The following is a 14,920-nucleotide window of genomic DNA, read 5'->3' as shown; positions in this document are numbered from 1 at the left end:
GTATCGGACATATTGCTCCAGAGGCGGCCGATGGTGGCCCAATTGCTCTGGTTCGCGATGGAGACTTGATTCGAGTCGACATCGCAGCTCGCTCGCTGGAACTACTCGTTGATGCGCAAGAGCTGGATAAGCGCCGCAAGAACTGGGCGCCTCTTCCGCCACGCTATACCAAGGGAGTTCTCGCGAAATACCTCAAGTTAGTGCATTCTTCCTCGGAAGGTGCCTACTGCGGATAATCGCGGTTCCAACCACTTCTATATGGGAGCAGTTAGCTCAAGTAGAGAAGCGACAACGAGATAAGCAATAAGGGATGTGTTCAAATGCCAACTGAGGTTCTTTCAGGAGCCCAAGCAATAGTGCGCTCGCTAGAGCTGCTTGGCGTGGACACTATTTTTGGTCTTCCAGGTGGCGCCATCTTGCCTACCTATGATCCACTTATGGACTCCAAGAAAATTCGCCATATCCTTGTTCGCCACGAACAAGGTGCCGGACACGCCGCCGAAGGCTACGCATCTGCTTCTGGAAAGCTTGGCGTTTGCATTGCAACCTCAGGCCCGGGAGCTACCAACCTAGTTACCGCAATCGCTGATGCATACATGGACTCTGTTCCACTTCTTGCAATAACCGGTCAGGTCGCGTCTACCCATATTGGAACCGACGCTTTCCAAGAGGCGGACATTGTTGGAATAACAATGCCAATTACCAAACACAGCTACCTAGTTACCAAAGCTGAAGATATCCCAGGCGTGATTGCAGCTGCAATTCAAATTGCAACTACCGGAAGACCTGGACCAGTTCTTGTTGACGTAGCCAAAGATGCGCAAAACCAAAAGTTTGATTTTTCTTGGCCACCAAAAATTGACCTTCCTGGATATAACCCAGTAACCAAGGCGCGCGGCAAGCAAGTTGCCGCTGCGGCTGACCTAATCCTTTCTTCTAAAAAGCCAGTGCTATACATCGGTGGCGGAAGCATCCGCTCGGGCGCTAGCCCAGAGCTTCTAAAGATTGCTGCTTTGACTGGTGCTCCAGCCGTCACAACTCTTATGGCCAGGGGAGCACTGCCTGATTCTCACCCGCAAAACCTTGGTATGCCGGGCATGCACGGAACTGTTCCTGCGGTTACCGCTCTTCAGAAATCAGACCTACTTATTACTCTTGGCGCCCGATTCGACGACCGAGTCACCGGAGACGTGAAGAGCTTTGCAAGAGAAGCCAAGGTTATTCACATCGACATTGACCCAGCCGAGATCGGCAAGATCCGCTTTGCTGATGTGCCTATTGTTGGAGATCTAAAAGAGGTTCTAGCTGAGCTAAACGCCGAGCTAGAGCAAAGAAACAAGAAGCCAGATCTAGCCGAGTGGTGGAAGTTCATTGAGGGCCTAAGAACTCGTTACCCACTTGGATACACCGAGCCAGAAGATGGCATGCTGTCACCGCAGTATGTAATCCAGCGTATTGGTGAGATCTCAGGACCCGAGGCTGTCTTTGCTGCCGGTGTTGGTCAGCACCAGATGTGGTCTGCTCAATTCATCAAATATGAAAGACCAAACAGCTGGCTCAATTCCGGCGGAGCCGGAACCATGGGTTACTCGGTTCCTGCGGCAATGGGTGCCAAGGTCGCGCAACCTGAGCGCCTTGTTTGGGCTATCGATGGCGATGGCTGTTTCCAGATGACCAACCAAGAACTTGCCACCTGCACCATCAACAAAATTCCAATCAAGGTTGCAATTATCAATAACTCTTCTCTTGGAATGGTTCGGCAGTGGCAGTCACTGTTTTACAACAGCCGCTACTCCAACACAGATTTGCACACCGGCTCAGATTCTTTGATGATTCCTGATTTTGTAAAGCTAGCTGACGCCTATGGCTGCCTTGGCATCAGGGTAGAAAAGAAAGAAGACGTTGACGCCGCCATCAAGCTGGCTATTGAAACCAATGACCGCCCGGTGGTTATTGATTTTGTGGTTGGTAAAGACGCCATGGTTTGGCCGATGGTTCCAGCAGGACTTTCCAACGACGAGGTTCAGTTCGCCAAGGACGCAGCACCAGTTTGGGACGGTGAGGAGTAAAGATGTCTAGACATGTGCTCTCGCTTCTGGTTGAAGACAAGCCAGGACTACTTACCCGCGTAGCGGGGCTTTTCGCAAGACGTGGCTTCAATATTGAATCCCTAGCGGTAGGAACCAGCGAAGTAGAGGGACTTTCCAGGATTACCGTGGTGGTCCAAGTCGAAGGCCACGCTCTAGAGCAGGTAACAAAGCAGCTAAATAAGCTGATAAACGTAATCAAGGTTGTCGAGCTTGAGCCAGATCTAGCCGTTCAGCGTGATCACATCTTGGTGAAGGTAAAAACCGATGCCAGTAACCGCTCGCAAGTATTGGAAGCAGCGGATCTGTTCCGCGCGAGAGTAATCGACGTAGTATCGGATACTTTGATTATTGAAATCACCGGAGACTCCTCCAAGTGCCAAGCGTTTATCAAGGTGCTAGAGCCATTTGGAGTAAAAGAGCTTGTTCAGTCGGGCATCTTGGCCATGGGCCGAGGCTCCAAGGCAATTAGCGACAAAGTTTCTAGGTAAGACAGAGTTTCCAGGTAGTACCCAACCAAAGTTTCAACTAAAAACAAGGAGAGAAAAATGGCAGAGATCTTTTACGACAAGGATGCCGATCTAGCAATCATCCAGGGACGCAAAGTTGCCGTTATTGGCTTTGGTTCCCAAGGTCACGCTCACTCACTGAACCTAAAAGACTCAGGCGTAGATGTCGTTGTTGGTTTAAAAGAAGGCTCTAAGTCCAAGGCCAAGGCCGAAGAGCAGGGTCTCAAGGTATTGACCACAGCTGAGGCCGCGAAGTGGGCGGATGTAATTGTTATTTTGGCGCCAGATCCAAAACAGCGCGATCTATATACCGAGTCAATCGCGCCAAACCTTCAAGAAGGTAACGCACTTGTTTTTGGTCACGGTTTCGCTATTCGCTTTGGATACATCAAGCCAGCAGCTGGCATCGATGTTTTCCTTGTTGCACCAAAGGGTCCTGGACATATCGTTCGTCGCGAATATGTAGATGGCCGAGGAGTACCAAACCTAGTGGCCGTTGAGCAAGACGCCAGCGGTAAGGCAATGGAGCTAGCGCTAAGTTACTCCAAGGCAATTGGTGGCACCCGTGCTGGAACCATCAAGACCACCTTCGCCGAAGAAGCCGAGACTGACCTATTCGGTGAGCAAGCCGTACTTTGCGGTGGAGCATCCCAGCTGGTTCAGTATGGTTTCGAGACATTGACTGAAGCTGGTTACCAGCCAGAGGTTGCTTACTTTGAGGTTCTTCACGAACTAAAGCTCATTGTTGATCTGATGTATGAAGGTGGAATCGCCAAGCAGCGCTGGAGCGTTTCAGATACCGCTGAGTATGGCGATTACATCTCAGGACCACGCGTTATTGGACCAGAGGTAAAAGTTCGCATGAAAGAAGTTCTAACCGACATCCAGGATGGAACTTTTGCTAAGAGATTCGTTGCCGACCAGGATGCTGGAGGCCCAGAGTTCCTAGCGCTACGTGCCAAGGGCGAAGCTCACCCAATCGAAGAAGTTGGAAGAAAGCTAAGAAAGCTATTTTCTTGGCTCAAAAACTCCGACGACTACGAAGAAGGTAAGGCCGCTAGATAACTCGTTCTTAGCTTTTAGAAAAACCCTCGCCCTCGGCGGGGGTTTTTGCTTTGTTGGAACTGGGTAAGTATTCGGGCTACGCTGAACGGGTGTTGATGCAAACCCTGATCGAAAAAGCTGGCTGCGAGAATTTTCGCGACCTACACAGCTGGTCGGTAGCCAACCCAGGAAAATTCTGGGCTCAGGCTTGGCAAGATCTGGGCATTGTCGGCGATAGCGGAAGCGTTGAGTTTTCAGGATCTGGCTTTGCAAACACTAAATGGTTCCCAGAAGCACGCTTGAATGTTGTCAACACCCTGTTGGCAGGGGATCCAAACAAAGAAGTCTTAGTTGCTTACTCAGAAGCTGGGCCAAAGGTTTCTCTTACCCGCGGTCAGCTAATGCAAGAAGTTGCAGCATGTGCTGCTGCTTTGAAAGCTTCAGGCGTAAAGCAAAACGACCGGGTGGCTGCCTGGATGACCAACTCTGTCGAGAGCGTGATCTTTGCACTTGGAGCTCTCTCGATTGGTGCGGTAGTCAGCACCGCCTCCACAGACTTTGGACCCGCTGCACTGGTAGATCGCTTCGGTCAGATTGAACCCGTGTTGCTACTTTCCGCCTCCACTTACTCCTATGGTGGTAAGCAACACTCCCTGCTGGACAAATTGAAGCAGGTAGTAAAAGAACTACCAACCGTGAAGACCCTGGTGGTTGTTGGGGCAGAGGGCAAAGACAACTTTGAAGCTTGGCTAGCTCCCCACCGCGGAGCAGAATTCTCGCCAGAGCTATTTGGCTTTGATCATCCAGGATTTATCTTGTTTTCGAGTGGAACAACTGGAAAGCCAAAGTGCATTATTCACTCTGCGGCAGGAGTTTTATTGAAGGTCCTATCCGAGCAGGGCTATCACATGGATATCAATGAATCGGGTCGAGTGCTTTACTCAACCACGTGTGGCTGGATGATGTGGAACTGGCTAGTCTTTGGTTTAGGTCGTGGTGCAACTATTGTGCTTGTGGATGGCAGCCCAGGTCATCCCGACATTGAGCGGCTTTGGCAAATAACCAGCGACGAGAAGCTCAGCTTCCTTGGAGTCTCAGCTGCCCTAATTGATGTTTGGCGCCAGCAAGGTCTAAATCCAAAAGACAAATACCAGCTGGGTAGCTTACGCACCATTGCCTCAACCGGGTCTCCGCTTGCAGCCTCTGGTTTTGATTGGGTTGAGGAATCCGTTGGAAGTGAAGTCTCGGTGGTGTCAATTGCCGGTGGAACAGATCTTTGTGGCTGCTTGGTGCTTGGTGTGCCAACCGAGAAAGTCCCACGCGGTGAAATCCAAGGTCCAGCTCTTGGTCTGGATGTAGTTGTTCTTAGAGCCGATGGCACAGAAGCTGATCCACTAGAAGACGGCGAACTGGTTTGCCGAACACCTTTCCCAACTGTCCCACTTGGATTCTGGGGAGACGATAACCGCAGCAAAATCCAAGCAGCTTACTTTGACCGCTTCGAAGGCATCTGGGCTCACGGCGATCACGCCAGAATAACTGCAACAGGCGGCTTTGAAATCCTGGGAAGGCTAGATGCCACCTTGAACTCCAAGGGAGTTCGGATCGGAACCGCTGAGATTTATCGGGTTGTGCTGACGATAAAGGGGATCACGGGGGCACTAGCGGTAGCCCAACCGGCAGGTAATGACACCAAAGTTGTCTTGTTTGTGGTTTGCGAAGGTGAGCTAACGGCAGATCTTGAACAAGAAATCCGTTCCACCCTGAGAAGCCAAGCTAGCCCGAGGCATGTGCCGGATGTGATTGCTAAAGCGCCAGATCTACCAAGAACCAGGAATGGCAAGCTCAACGAGCTTGCGGTTTCAGACATTGTTTCCGCTAAGCCCGAAAGAGATAGCTCAACTCTGGCGAACCCAGAAAGCTTAGAGTTCTTTCGAACCTGGACTAAGCAAAACCCCGCTAGCTAGATAGCTCGGGTGGTTCCACGAACCACAAGCTCAGAGGTAACTCTAATCTGCTGAGACTTGGAGTTTGGTTTCTCAATTCGCTCGATGATTCTTTTTGCCGCTAGCTTGCCAAGTTCTGCAAGTGGTTGTGCTACCGAAGTTAGGTTCACACTTCGTAATCCACCAAGGCGAATTCCGTCATAACCAACAACGGATATATCTTCTGGAACCTGAAGACCGGATTCTTCAATTGCGGCAATTGCACCAACCGCAGCAAAGTCGTTAGCAACCACCAGTGCGGTTGGCTTGAGCTCGAGAGCTTTCTTGGCGGCTGCGTAGCCAGCGGTATCCGTAAGACCACCGGCAACAACCTGTGTGTGATTCTCTAGCCCGTGACGTCTCATAGCTTGGCTGTAACCCTCGGATCTCAATATAGAAACCGGGTTATCGCCACCTGAGAGACAAACAATCTTTGTGTGTCCAAGACCTACCAGGTGATCAACAGCTAGCTGAGCTCCAGCGACGTCGTCATTGCATACGGTGTCCATCTGAGATACGGCGATGTCTTCTCGGGTGACGGTAACGGTTGGCACCTCAGCTGCAATTTCCCTTAGGTCTTCAGCGCTTAGGCGGTGAGAAATAAGGATCAGCCCTTCGATCTGGAACTGCAGCAGGGTATCGATCTCGGTCTTCTCAAGAAGTGGATCATCACCGCCAGTAACCAGCATCAAGCTATAGCCATACTCGCGAAGCTCAGACTGGACCCCGTCCCAAATCTCTGCGGAGACCGGGTTGTGTAGGTCAAGTATCAAGACCCCCAAGGTCTTACTTCGCCTGGCGGCCAGGCTCCTGGCCGCCGCATTGGGGCGATAGCCCAGCTCTTTGGCGGCCTTCAGGATCTTTTTCTTGCTGTCGTCGCTTACTTTGGGGGAGCCAGAAAGAGCCAGCGAAACCAAGGACTTGGACATGCCGGATTTGGCGGCAACGTCCAAAATAGTAGGCCTGGAGCTAGACATGTGTCTTAGCTGACGTCCTTGACCATAACTGCAGTACCAGTGGCAATTGACTGCTCGCAAGCAACTGCAATGCGGAGGCTCTCTAGTGCTGAATCTGGCGGGCAAGGGTTTTCAATTTCACCTAGGGCAAAAGAAACAAAGCTACCGGTTTCGTTTCTGAAGGCATCTCTAAAGCGGTCCACAAAGCCGCCGTAGGGGTTAATTTTTAGCTCGAGTTGACCTTCGAGATCATGTAGCGGGGTTCTGGTGTTTAGTCCTGCAGATAGCGCATCTTTGGAACCAAAGACTTCCATGCGAACATCGTGGCCAAGTGCTCCGTGCCTGGTTCCGGTAATGACAACTTGAACACCGTTTACGGTTTTGATGTTTATTGCAGTGACGTCCGCGTCATCGAATTCCTTGTAATCCATCTGATAGCGAACAGCCTTAGTGGCGTAAACGCTTTCAACTTCGCTACCTGTGATCCAGCGAACTAGATCAAAGTCGTGCACATGCATGTCGCGGAAAATTCCACCACTACCTGCCATGAATGCTTTCTCGCTTGGAGTCTTGTCATGGGCTGTCATGTTCAGAGCGTAGATTGTTCCAACTTCACCGTTCGCTACCTTTTGCTGCATAGCTTTGATTGGCTCATCGAATCTGCGCTGGAAACCAATCTGCAAAGAAGAGCCATTCTTCTCAACAAGTTCAATTGCCTCTAAGGTTCCAGAAATTGTTGGCGCAATTGGCTTTTCGCAAAGGATTGCCAAAGACTTAGGGGCAACCATTTCCAACACTTCTTGGTGGGCGCTGGTCCCAACGGCAACCACAACTGCATCAACCTCAGCGGTTTCGATTGCTGACCAGGGAAGGACACTTGCCCCGAAGCGATCGGCTAGTTCTTTACCCGTTTGCTCGTTGCGGTTCGCAATAAGGACTTGGGTTACCCGTTTGTCGGCGACCAGGTCTTCGACCCGGATGGCGCCCATACGCCCTGCACCAATAACTAGAACTTTCATGTCTGACCGCCTTCTAATTAGGACCTGAATTGCTAAACTGCCCCTAGTCTGCCATAATTTTTGGAACGCTCCAACGAAAGGAACCAAATTGTCCAACTTTCTTTCCCGTGTGGCTTCGGCCCCGATTTCTTGGGGTATCTGCGAGGTTCCAGGCTGGGGAGCGATGCTTCCTACCGATCGTGTTCTTGGCGAGATGAGAGGCCTAGGCCTTACCGCTACCGAACTTGGAGCACCGGGTTTTTTGCCCGATGACCCACAGGGCGTTTACGACAAGCTAGATAGCTTTGGGCTAAAGCTTCTTGGCGGCTTCACACCTGTTGTTCTGCACGACAAGTCAGCACGTCAGGCAACCATCGAAAGCGCAACCGCCACAGCAAAAGTTTTCCAACGTGCGGGAGCCACCAAGTTTGTTTCGGCTGTTGTGCAGGACTGGGACTGGTCCAACCCGAGAGAACTTTCAGATTCTGAAAAAACTCACATGACCGAGATGTTTAGAGTTATCGACGACATCTGTGGAGAGCACGGACTAGATCAAGTTCTACACCCTCACGTGCAGACTCTGGTTGAAACCAGAGACGATATGCACCGTGTATTGGATTCTTGCGACGTGCGCTGGTGTCTTGACACCGGACACATGGCAATCGGTGGCCAAGACCCCGTTGAATTTGCTAAAGACGCTTTTGATCGTGTTGGTCACGTTCACCTCAAAGACGTCAACCTATCGATGGTTCCGAAAGTCATGAGCCGCGAAGTAACTTTGATGAACGCCACCCAAGCAGGACTCTTTACTTCACTTGGCCAAGGTGACGTTGACATCAAGGGTGTCATCCAAACTCTTGAAGGCCAGGGCTACCAGGGTTGGTACGTCATCGAGCAAGACACCGCAATTACTGCTGGCATGCCAGCAGAAGGTGAAGGACCGGTTGAAGATGTCAAGACTTCTCTTGACTACTTGACTGACGTTGTTGCTCCAACTTTGGCTAAGAACTAACAGCGAAGAATAAGTAATCAAAATGGATATTCTGAGCGTTGGTCGGGTGAGTGTTGATCTTTACGCTCAGGAAGCAAACATCGGTTTCGAGGGCCAGCAGACCTTTCAAAAATCAATCGGTGGCTCACCAACCAATGTGGCGGTTGCCGCGGCAAGGCTTGGCCTAAAGGCAGCCCTCGCCACCAAGGTTGGCGAGGACGGTTTCGGAGAGTATGTCCGAAACAAATTGTCTGGCTTCGGGGTAGCTACCGACTACGTCTTCACCCAGCCTGGATCCCAGACCCCGCTTGCCTTTGCGGCCCTAACCCCACCGGAAACTCCAACCATCGCCTTCTACCGAAACCAGGCTCCAGACACCACATTGAGCTCATCCGACATCCCAGAAAGTGCCATAAAAGAGGTGCAGATCCTTTGGATCAGCCAAAGCGCCCTCGCGGTTGGGACAACCGCCGAGGCAGCGCTTTCTTGGATGAAACTAAGAGACCCTTCCCAGCACACCATCGTCGATCTTGACTACCGAGCAACTCTTTGGGCAAGCAAAGAAGCAGCTAGAGCCAAGGCCCAAGAATCTATTGCACTTGCAACAATCGTGGTCGGCAATTTGCAGGAGTGCGAAGTTGCTCTAGGCAGCAAAGATGAAAACGAAGCGGCCGATGCCCTCTTGGCGTTAGGTGTAAAGCTTGCGGTTATCAAGCTAGGAGCAGATGGCGTGCTGCTAGCAACTTCTTCAGAGCGAGTTCGAATTGCACCCACCCCAGTTGAAGTTGTCTGCGGCCTTGGCGCAGGCGATGCTTTTGGGGGAGCGCTTTGCTACGGAATTCTACAAGGCTGGGGCTTAGAGCAAATGGGACGCTTTTCTAACGCAGCTGGAGCCCTGGTTTCAACCAGGCTTACCTGCGCAGATGCAATGCCATCTCTTAGCGAGCTAGATTTGATTTTGGAAGGTGCCTCATGAGTCTAGATAGAACCAAATACCAAGGGCTGCTTGATGCCCGTGTTTTCGAACCGGCATCATTACAGAAAGCCCTAGTTGGCCGCCGCCGCAGAAAACAAAAAACCAAAGACGGCAACTTGTTAATTCTTGCCGCCGACCACACCGCTCGCGGAAAGATTTCTTTGGGTCTAGACCCAATTGCCATGTCCGATAGGTATACCCTGTTGGATCGACTTACCAGGTGTCTTGCCTTGCCTGAAGTAGATGGAGTGCTTGCTAGCGCGGATATCTTGGAAGAGCTTGCTTTTCTTGGAGCACTAGACAACAAGTTAGCTATTGGCACCATGAACCGCGGCGGCATCATTGGGGCCAAGTGGGAACTAGATGACAGGCTCACTTCTTATGACGCCGACCACATCGAGTCCATGGGACTCGACGGTGGCAAGACACTTATAAGAATTGATTACAACGACCCGTCGGTAGCCAGAACTATCGAAACCGTGGCAGCGCTAACTACCCAGCTAGCTGATCGAAAGCTAATGGCCATGATTGAGCCGCTGCCATATAAGAAGTCCGCTGAAGGCATGGCCATTCTGGACAACTCGGACGAGGCTCTTATCAAGGTAGTAGCCATAGCCTCTGGCCTTGGTTCTAGCTCCGCTTACTCTTGGCTCAAGGTTCCAGCTACTACCCGGATGTCTGAAGTTGCCGCTGCAACCACGCTTCCAGTTTTGATGCTTGGCGGAGAACCGGATGGCAACCCAGACGAGCTTTTCAACCGCTGGATCGCAGGCATGAAAGAGCCAAACGTTCGAGGTTTGGTTGCAGGAAGATCCTTGCTGTATCCAGTAAACGGAGATTCCGAGAGTGCTGTTAGACGTGCTGGGCAAGTGGTTCGACCAACCCCCGCTGGAGGAAACTAATGAGCTGGTACTACCCGAACGGTAGCTTGGCTACCGCAACAACCGAAGTTTCTATTTCTCCAGAGCAAGCCGGCTGGCAATACAGCGGGTTGCAGGTAGCAACGCTAGCTCCCGGAAAAACTTATAGCACTGAGCTATCGGGTGAAGAGGGAGTGATTCTTTCACTATCCGCAAGAGATGTCACCGTCACTGTAAACGGTGAAGAGTTCACTCTTGCTGGTCGCGAGGGTGTCTTCGCTCAAGTTTCCGACTGGATCTACGCACCGGTTGGATCAAAGATAACTCTTAGTGGCGCTAGTGGCGAGGTAGCCATCTGCACCGCACGAGCTACCGAAGTATTCCCCGTGGTTTACACCAAAGCTAGTGATGTTGTGGTGGAAGTAAGAGGTGCAGGGTCTGCTTCTAGGCAGGTCACCAATTACGCAACGCCAGATTCTTTCCACGCAGCTCACAAGATCAGCGTCTGTGAAGTAATAACCCCAGGAGGCAATGTGTCTTCTTGGCCACCACACCGCCACGATGGAATCGATGGCTGCGTGGCCAACAACGAAGAGATTTATTATTTCCGCATCGGCAAAAACGAATTGCCTCACGGAGATAAAGAGGGTGTTGGCCTGTTTCACATGTATACAGTTTCCGGTTCTGTCGACGAAACTCTAACCATCAAAGACGGTGATCTCTACGTTGTTCCCGAGGGATACCACGGCCCAACTAGCGCCACCCCGGAATACCCCATGTATTTCCTGAACGTTCTTGCCGGCCCTGCAGAAGAACGCACCATGGCTTTTTGCGATGACCCAGATAAGCACTGGATTCGCGAGAACTGGAAAACCCAAACCCAAGATCCAAGACTTCCTTGGACCTCCGCCACCCCAAGAAAGAGATAAATCATGAACCAACGTATTGGTATAGCCGTCCTAGGCCTTGGCTGGATGGGTGAGGCTCACTCCAGATCCATGCTCCGAATCCCTTCCCTTTTCCCAAAGAGATCATTCGACCCAAAGCTAGTAGTTTGTGCAGATACTGAGGCATCAAGACGTGACCGCGCTGTCAACGACTTTGGCTTCGAACGCTCAGTGGAGAACTGGCAAGATGCCATCAACTCTCCAGATGTTGACGCTGTTTGGGTAACCGCTCCAAACATGCTGCACGTACCAATGATTGAGGCAGCTACCGCTGCAGGCAAAGCAGTCTTTAGCGAAAAGCCAATTGGAGGAAAGCCAGAGCAAACAGTAGCTGCCTTCCAGGCAGCTAAGAAAGCTGGGGTTGCAACCGGTGTTGGTTATAACTACCTTTGGGCGCCATTAGTTCTGCACGCTAAGAACCTAATTGCCTCTGGTGAGCTAGGTGAGATCACTCACTACCGCGGCCGGTTCTTCTCGATGTATGGAAGCGACGAGATGGGTCTTCTAACCTGGCGCTTCCTCATGGATCAGGCTGGTTACGGTGTCACTAGCGACATCCTGAGTCACTCGGTTTCGATGGCGCAGTTCCTAATTGGCGACATCACCGAAGTAATCGGTATGGAAAACACCACAATCAAAAAGCGACCAATAGCAACAGGTGCCGCAGGTCACTACGGCCGAGGCAAGCCAGAAGATCCAAAGGGAGACGTTGAAAACGAAGACTTCGCTTCGATGCTTTGCAGATTCAAAAACGGAGCAACTGGAACATTTGAGGTAAGCCGAACTGTTGTTGGTCCTGAAAGCCAGAACGCCTTTGAGGTTTATGGAACCAAGGGAGCACTTAGCTGGAACCTAGAGAAGCTAAATGAGATGCAGTACTACAAGCTAACTGATGACCTAAGTTCTGGATACACCACTATATACGGAGGAGATCGGTTCCCATTCCACGCTAACTTCGTTCCAGGACAGGCCAACTCGATTGGCCTGGAGGACTTTGTTGCCATTGAGGACTATTCCTTCTTGGAATCAATGGCAACAGGTAAGCCTTTTAGCCCAAGCTTCAAAGAGGCAGTTGACGTAGTTAGTGTTCAGCAGGCCCTGATTGATTCCTGGACCTCCAGAACCTGGGAGAGCGTCAAAGACCTAGGAAAGGCAAGCTAATTGGCAATCAAGACAGTCAGAATAACTACTGCTGAAGCAATAGTTAGATACCTAATTGCTCAGCGCATCATGGTTGATGGTAAGAACGTCCCACTGTTTCCTGGTGTCATGGGCATCTTCGGTCACGGAAACGTAACCAGCTTGGGTCACGCCCTAGAGATGCACCGCGATGAACTGCCAACTTACCGAGGCCAAAACGAGCAAGGCATGGGCCTTGCTGCAGCGGCTTTTGCTAAAGCAAGCCGCCGCCAGCAGATCCTTGTCGCTACCTCATCGGTTGGACCAGGAGCCACCAACATGGTGACAGCTGCCGGTGTTGCCATGGCTAACCGACTTCCTGTTTTGTTTATCGCAGGAGATACCTTCACATCACGTCTTCCTGATCCAGTGCTGCAGCAGGTTGAGCACTTTGGCATGCCGAGCGTCACGGTAAATGACTCATTCAAACCAGTAACAAGGTTCTGGGACAGAATTACTCACCCAGCTCAGGTTCTTTCCTCTCTGCCACAAGCCATCTCAACTATGTTGGACCCGGCGGACTGTGGACCGGTATTTATTGGATTGCCTCAGGACGTAACCGCAGAGGCGTATGACTACCCGGTTGCATTCTTTGAAACCAAAATTCACGAGATCGCAAGACCAAGACCAGATCTAGGTCAGCTTGCAGAAGCTGCCAAGCTCATTCGCTCGGCCAAGAAACCAGTAATTATCGCTGGTGGTGGAGTTCACTACTCCAGAGCAGAAAAAGAACTGGCTGACTTTGCGCAGAAGTTTGGCATTCCGGTAGTAGAGACAGTTGCTGGTAAGTCCTCTCTTGTTGCTAGCCATCCTTTGTATTCAGGACCCCTTGGCGTTACCGGTGCCGAAGCTGCTAACAAGGTAGTAAGCGGTGCAGATGTAGTTCTAGCGGTTGGAACCAGACTGGAAGACTTTACTACTGGCTCCTGGACACTATTTGATCCTGAAACCAAGTTCGTTGGCATCAACGCGGCACGCTTTGATGCAATAAAGCACCAGTCGCTGCCGCTCGTTGGCGATGCCAGAGAAAGCCTGAAAGATCTAACGGCAGAACTAGCTGGCTGGAGCGCAGAGGAATCTTGGACTAAGAAATCTCGCGAACTAAGGGGAGACCTGCAGGCCTTTGTCGATGGTAGAACTGCCGACGATGGAGTTTGGCCACCTAGCTACGCCCAACTTGTTGGGCTAGTTCACGAGTCAGCAACAAACGAGGATTACATCTTGACTGCAGCTGGCGGATTGCCAGGAGAGCTAAACATCAACTGGATGAGCAAGGGAGTTGCCACCTTTGACTGCGAGTATGGCTTTTCTTGCATGGGCTACGAGATCTCTGGCGCCTGGGGAGCAGCTATGGCAAGGCCAAACCATGAGGTCTATTCGATGGTTGGAGACGGTTCATATTTGATGATGAACTCAGATATCTACGCGTCTTTGTTGTCTGGACACAAAATGATCCTCGTGGTCTGCGACAACGAGGGCTACGCCGTTATCGAAAGATTACAAGTTAGCCAAGGTGGAGCTTCCTATAACAACATGCTCAAAGATTCAGTTGGAACTGGATCTGATATCCGAGTGAACTTCAAAGCTCACGCTGAATCCATGGGAGCAGTTACCTTCGAGGTAACAACCCTTGGAGAATTCTCCGAAGCACTGGTCAAGGCAAGAGCTGCCGATAGAACAGCAGTTATTGTCACCAAGGTAAGAGCTGCCGACTTCACAGAAGGCGGAGCTTTCTGGCAAGTTGGTGTTCCTGAGGTTTCTGAAAGATCACAGGTCACTGCAGCTAGAGCAAAGATGGATAAGGGTCTAAAGGATCAGAGGCCTGGCGTTTAGTTAGGCTTCAAACCTTTCCATAGGCTCTGCAACTCAGGTGCCTTAGGAGCTCTCTCACCATAGAGAGCTTTGTATACCCGTCTTCCAGACAGGTAATGAGCCAACTGGATCATGGCGTCTTTGAGCATTTTGCCTTTTAGATACTTCTTATACAGTCTCGCTGTTGCCTTAGCCCAAGGGTCTCCGTGATAGCCAGAGGTCAGTGCATGGCCAAGCTCATGAAGCAAGGTTTCTTTGTCAAAATGACAAAGAAACATGGCCTTTTGCTCGTGATCCCACCAACCCATGGCGTGGGGAATGTCTCCCTTGAGACCAAAGTGAGAGTGAATTCTTACCCAGTCAACCTTTATCTTTTCAGCCTTAGATATCTCGTTTAATAACAATAAAGATGGCTTCCACAACTTCCAGGCTCTGGCATCAAACTTGAGTCCCGGTCTAACCTCAAAAGAGAGCTTTGTAGCCCACACCGGAATCATCCGGTAGCGGCCAGCTATCTTTAGCTCGATTAGCTGGTTGGGGTTTGAAGGCATGTGTGAATTCTAAGGTGCCACGTCT

At 51.0% G+C, this 14,920-nt stretch carries 13 protein-coding genes and 1 pseudogene; 11 read left to right on the top strand and 3 right to left on the bottom strand.

Annotation, left to right across the window (positions count from 1 at the left end):
* The 5 genes and pseudogenes from AC9UES_RS04765 to AC9UES_RS04745 form a co-directional block, all read left to right on the top strand.
* Positions 1-236, top strand: a pseudogene (locus AC9UES_RS04765) (dihydroxy-acid dehydratase); the annotation flags it as partial.
* A gap of 84 nt (positions 237-320) precedes the next feature.
* Positions 321-2,069: an acetolactate synthase large subunit gene (locus AC9UES_RS04760; RefSeq protein ID WP_509527150.1), complete on the top strand. Its 1,749-nt coding sequence runs from the start codon at positions 321-323 to the stop codon at positions 2,067-2,069.
* A gap of 2 nt (positions 2,070-2,071) precedes the next feature.
* Positions 2,072-2,578 (top strand): acetolactate synthase small subunit, encoded by a 507-nt coding sequence (gene ilvN / locus AC9UES_RS04755; protein WP_509527149.1) that lies wholly within the window; start codon positions 2,072-2,074, stop codon positions 2,576-2,578.
* Between the two features lie 57 nt (positions 2,579-2,635).
* Positions 2,636-3,661 (top strand): ketol-acid reductoisomerase, encoded by a 1,026-nt coding sequence (gene ilvC / locus AC9UES_RS04750; protein ID WP_509527148.1) that lies wholly within the window; start codon positions 2,636-2,638, stop codon positions 3,659-3,661.
* A gap of 50 nt (positions 3,662-3,711) precedes the next feature.
* Complete coding sequence (locus AC9UES_RS04745) at positions 3,712-5,607, top strand: acetoacetate--CoA ligase (RefSeq protein WP_509527147.1); 1,896 nt, start codon at positions 3,712-3,714, stop codon at positions 5,605-5,607.
* Here AC9UES_RS04745 and AC9UES_RS04740 read toward each other — a convergent pair.
* Positions 5,604-6,602: a LacI family DNA-binding transcriptional regulator gene (locus tag AC9UES_RS04740; RefSeq protein ID WP_509527146.1), complete on the bottom strand. Its 999-nt coding sequence runs from the start codon at positions 6,600-6,602 to the stop codon at positions 5,604-5,606. The genes AC9UES_RS04745 and AC9UES_RS04740 overlap by 4 nt on opposite strands.
* A 5-nt stretch (positions 6,603-6,607) precedes the next feature.
* Positions 6,608-7,600: a Gfo/Idh/MocA family protein gene (locus AC9UES_RS04735; RefSeq protein ID WP_509527145.1), complete on the bottom strand. Its 993-nt coding sequence runs from the start codon at positions 7,598-7,600 to the stop codon at positions 6,608-6,610.
* Between the two features lie 88 nt (positions 7,601-7,688).
* Between AC9UES_RS04735 and AC9UES_RS04730 the strand changes: the two genes are divergently transcribed.
* Genes AC9UES_RS04730 through iolD form a run of 6 tightly spaced genes read left to right on the top strand, consistent with a single transcriptional unit; the run spans position 7,689 to position 14,365 of the window.
* Positions 7,689-8,591 (top strand): TIM barrel protein, encoded by a 903-nt coding sequence (locus tag AC9UES_RS04730; RefSeq protein WP_509527144.1) that lies wholly within the window; start codon positions 7,689-7,691, stop codon positions 8,589-8,591.
* A gap of 22 nt (positions 8,592-8,613) precedes the next feature.
* Positions 8,614-9,546 (top strand): 5-dehydro-2-deoxygluconokinase, encoded by a 933-nt coding sequence (iolC, locus tag AC9UES_RS04725; protein ID WP_509527143.1) that lies wholly within the window; start codon positions 8,614-8,616, stop codon positions 9,544-9,546.
* Positions 9,543-10,448 carry a Cgl0159 family (beta/alpha)8-fold protein gene (locus AC9UES_RS04720; RefSeq protein ID WP_509527142.1) on the top strand — a complete coding sequence of 302 codons (906 nt, stop codon included), beginning with the start codon at positions 9,543-9,545 and terminating at the stop codon, positions 10,446-10,448. The genes iolC and AC9UES_RS04720 overlap by 4 nt, the downstream gene beginning before the upstream one ends.
* A complete protein-coding gene (iolB, locus tag AC9UES_RS04715) occupies positions 10,448-11,335 on the top strand; it encodes a 5-deoxy-glucuronate isomerase (RefSeq protein WP_509527141.1) in 888 nt (295 codons plus the stop codon). Before AC9UES_RS04720 ends, iolB begins: the two co-directional genes overlap by 1 nt.
* A gap of 3 nt (positions 11,336-11,338) precedes the next feature.
* On the top strand, positions 11,339-12,514 hold the full coding sequence (locus AC9UES_RS04710; protein ID WP_509527140.1) for a Gfo/Idh/MocA family protein: 1,176 nt from the start codon (positions 11,339-11,341) through the stop codon (positions 12,512-12,514).
* Positions 12,515-14,365 carry a 3D-(3,5/4)-trihydroxycyclohexane-1,2-dione acylhydrolase (decyclizing) gene (gene iolD / locus AC9UES_RS04705; protein ID WP_509527139.1) on the top strand — a complete coding sequence of 617 codons (1,851 nt, stop codon included), beginning with the start codon at positions 12,515-12,517 and terminating at the stop codon, positions 14,363-14,365.
* On the opposite strand, the gene AC9UES_RS04700 is transcribed toward iolD, so the two are convergent.
* Positions 14,362-14,895: a hypothetical protein gene (locus tag AC9UES_RS04700; RefSeq protein WP_509527138.1), complete on the bottom strand. Its 534-nt coding sequence runs from the start codon at positions 14,893-14,895 to the stop codon at positions 14,362-14,364. The two genes, iolD and AC9UES_RS04700, sit on opposite strands and share 4 nt — an antisense overlap.
* Positions 14,896-14,920: the final 25 nt, after the last annotated feature.

The organism is Rhodoluna sp. (assembly GCF_044232805.1).
Taxonomy (GTDB): Bacteria; Actinomycetota; Actinomycetes; order Actinomycetales; family Microbacteriaceae; genus Rhodoluna.
Note: the sequence above shows the minus strand (reverse complement) of the source record. Positions and strands in the feature narration are given on the sequence as shown.

What these genes read in the sequence shown, in the direction of transcription:
- AC9UES_RS04760 (WP_509527150.1), top strand. Translation starts at nt 321, where the DNA reads ATGCCAACTGAGGTTCTTTCAGGAGCCCAAGCAATAGTGCGCTCGCTA.
- ilvN (WP_509527149.1), top strand. Translation starts at nt 2,072, where the DNA reads ATGTCTAGACATGTGCTCTCGCTTCTGGTTGAAGACAAGCCAGGACTA.
- ilvC (WP_509527148.1), top strand. Translation starts at nt 2,636, where the DNA reads ATGGCAGAGATCTTTTACGACAAGGATGCCGATCTAGCAATCATCCAG.
- AC9UES_RS04740 (WP_509527146.1), bottom strand. Translation starts at nt 6,602, where the DNA reads ATGTCTAGCTCCAGGCCTACTATTTTGGACGTTGCCGCCAAATCCGGC.
- AC9UES_RS04735 (WP_509527145.1), bottom strand. Translation starts at nt 7,600, where the DNA reads ATGAAAGTTCTAGTTATTGGTGCAGGGCGTATGGGCGCCATCCGGGTC.
- iolC (WP_509527143.1), top strand. Translation starts at nt 8,614, where the DNA reads ATGGATATTCTGAGCGTTGGTCGGGTGAGTGTTGATCTTTACGCTCAG.
- AC9UES_RS04720 (WP_509527142.1), top strand. Translation starts at nt 9,543, where the DNA reads ATGAGTCTAGATAGAACCAAATACCAAGGGCTGCTTGATGCCCGTGTT.
- iolB (WP_509527141.1), top strand. Translation starts at nt 10,448, where the DNA reads ATGAGCTGGTACTACCCGAACGGTAGCTTGGCTACCGCAACAACCGAA.
- AC9UES_RS04710 (WP_509527140.1), top strand. Translation starts at nt 11,339, where the DNA reads ATGAACCAACGTATTGGTATAGCCGTCCTAGGCCTTGGCTGGATGGGT.
- AC9UES_RS04700 (WP_509527138.1), bottom strand. Translation starts at nt 14,895, where the DNA reads ATGCCTTCAAACCCCAACCAGCTAATCGAGCTAAAGATAGCTGGCCGC.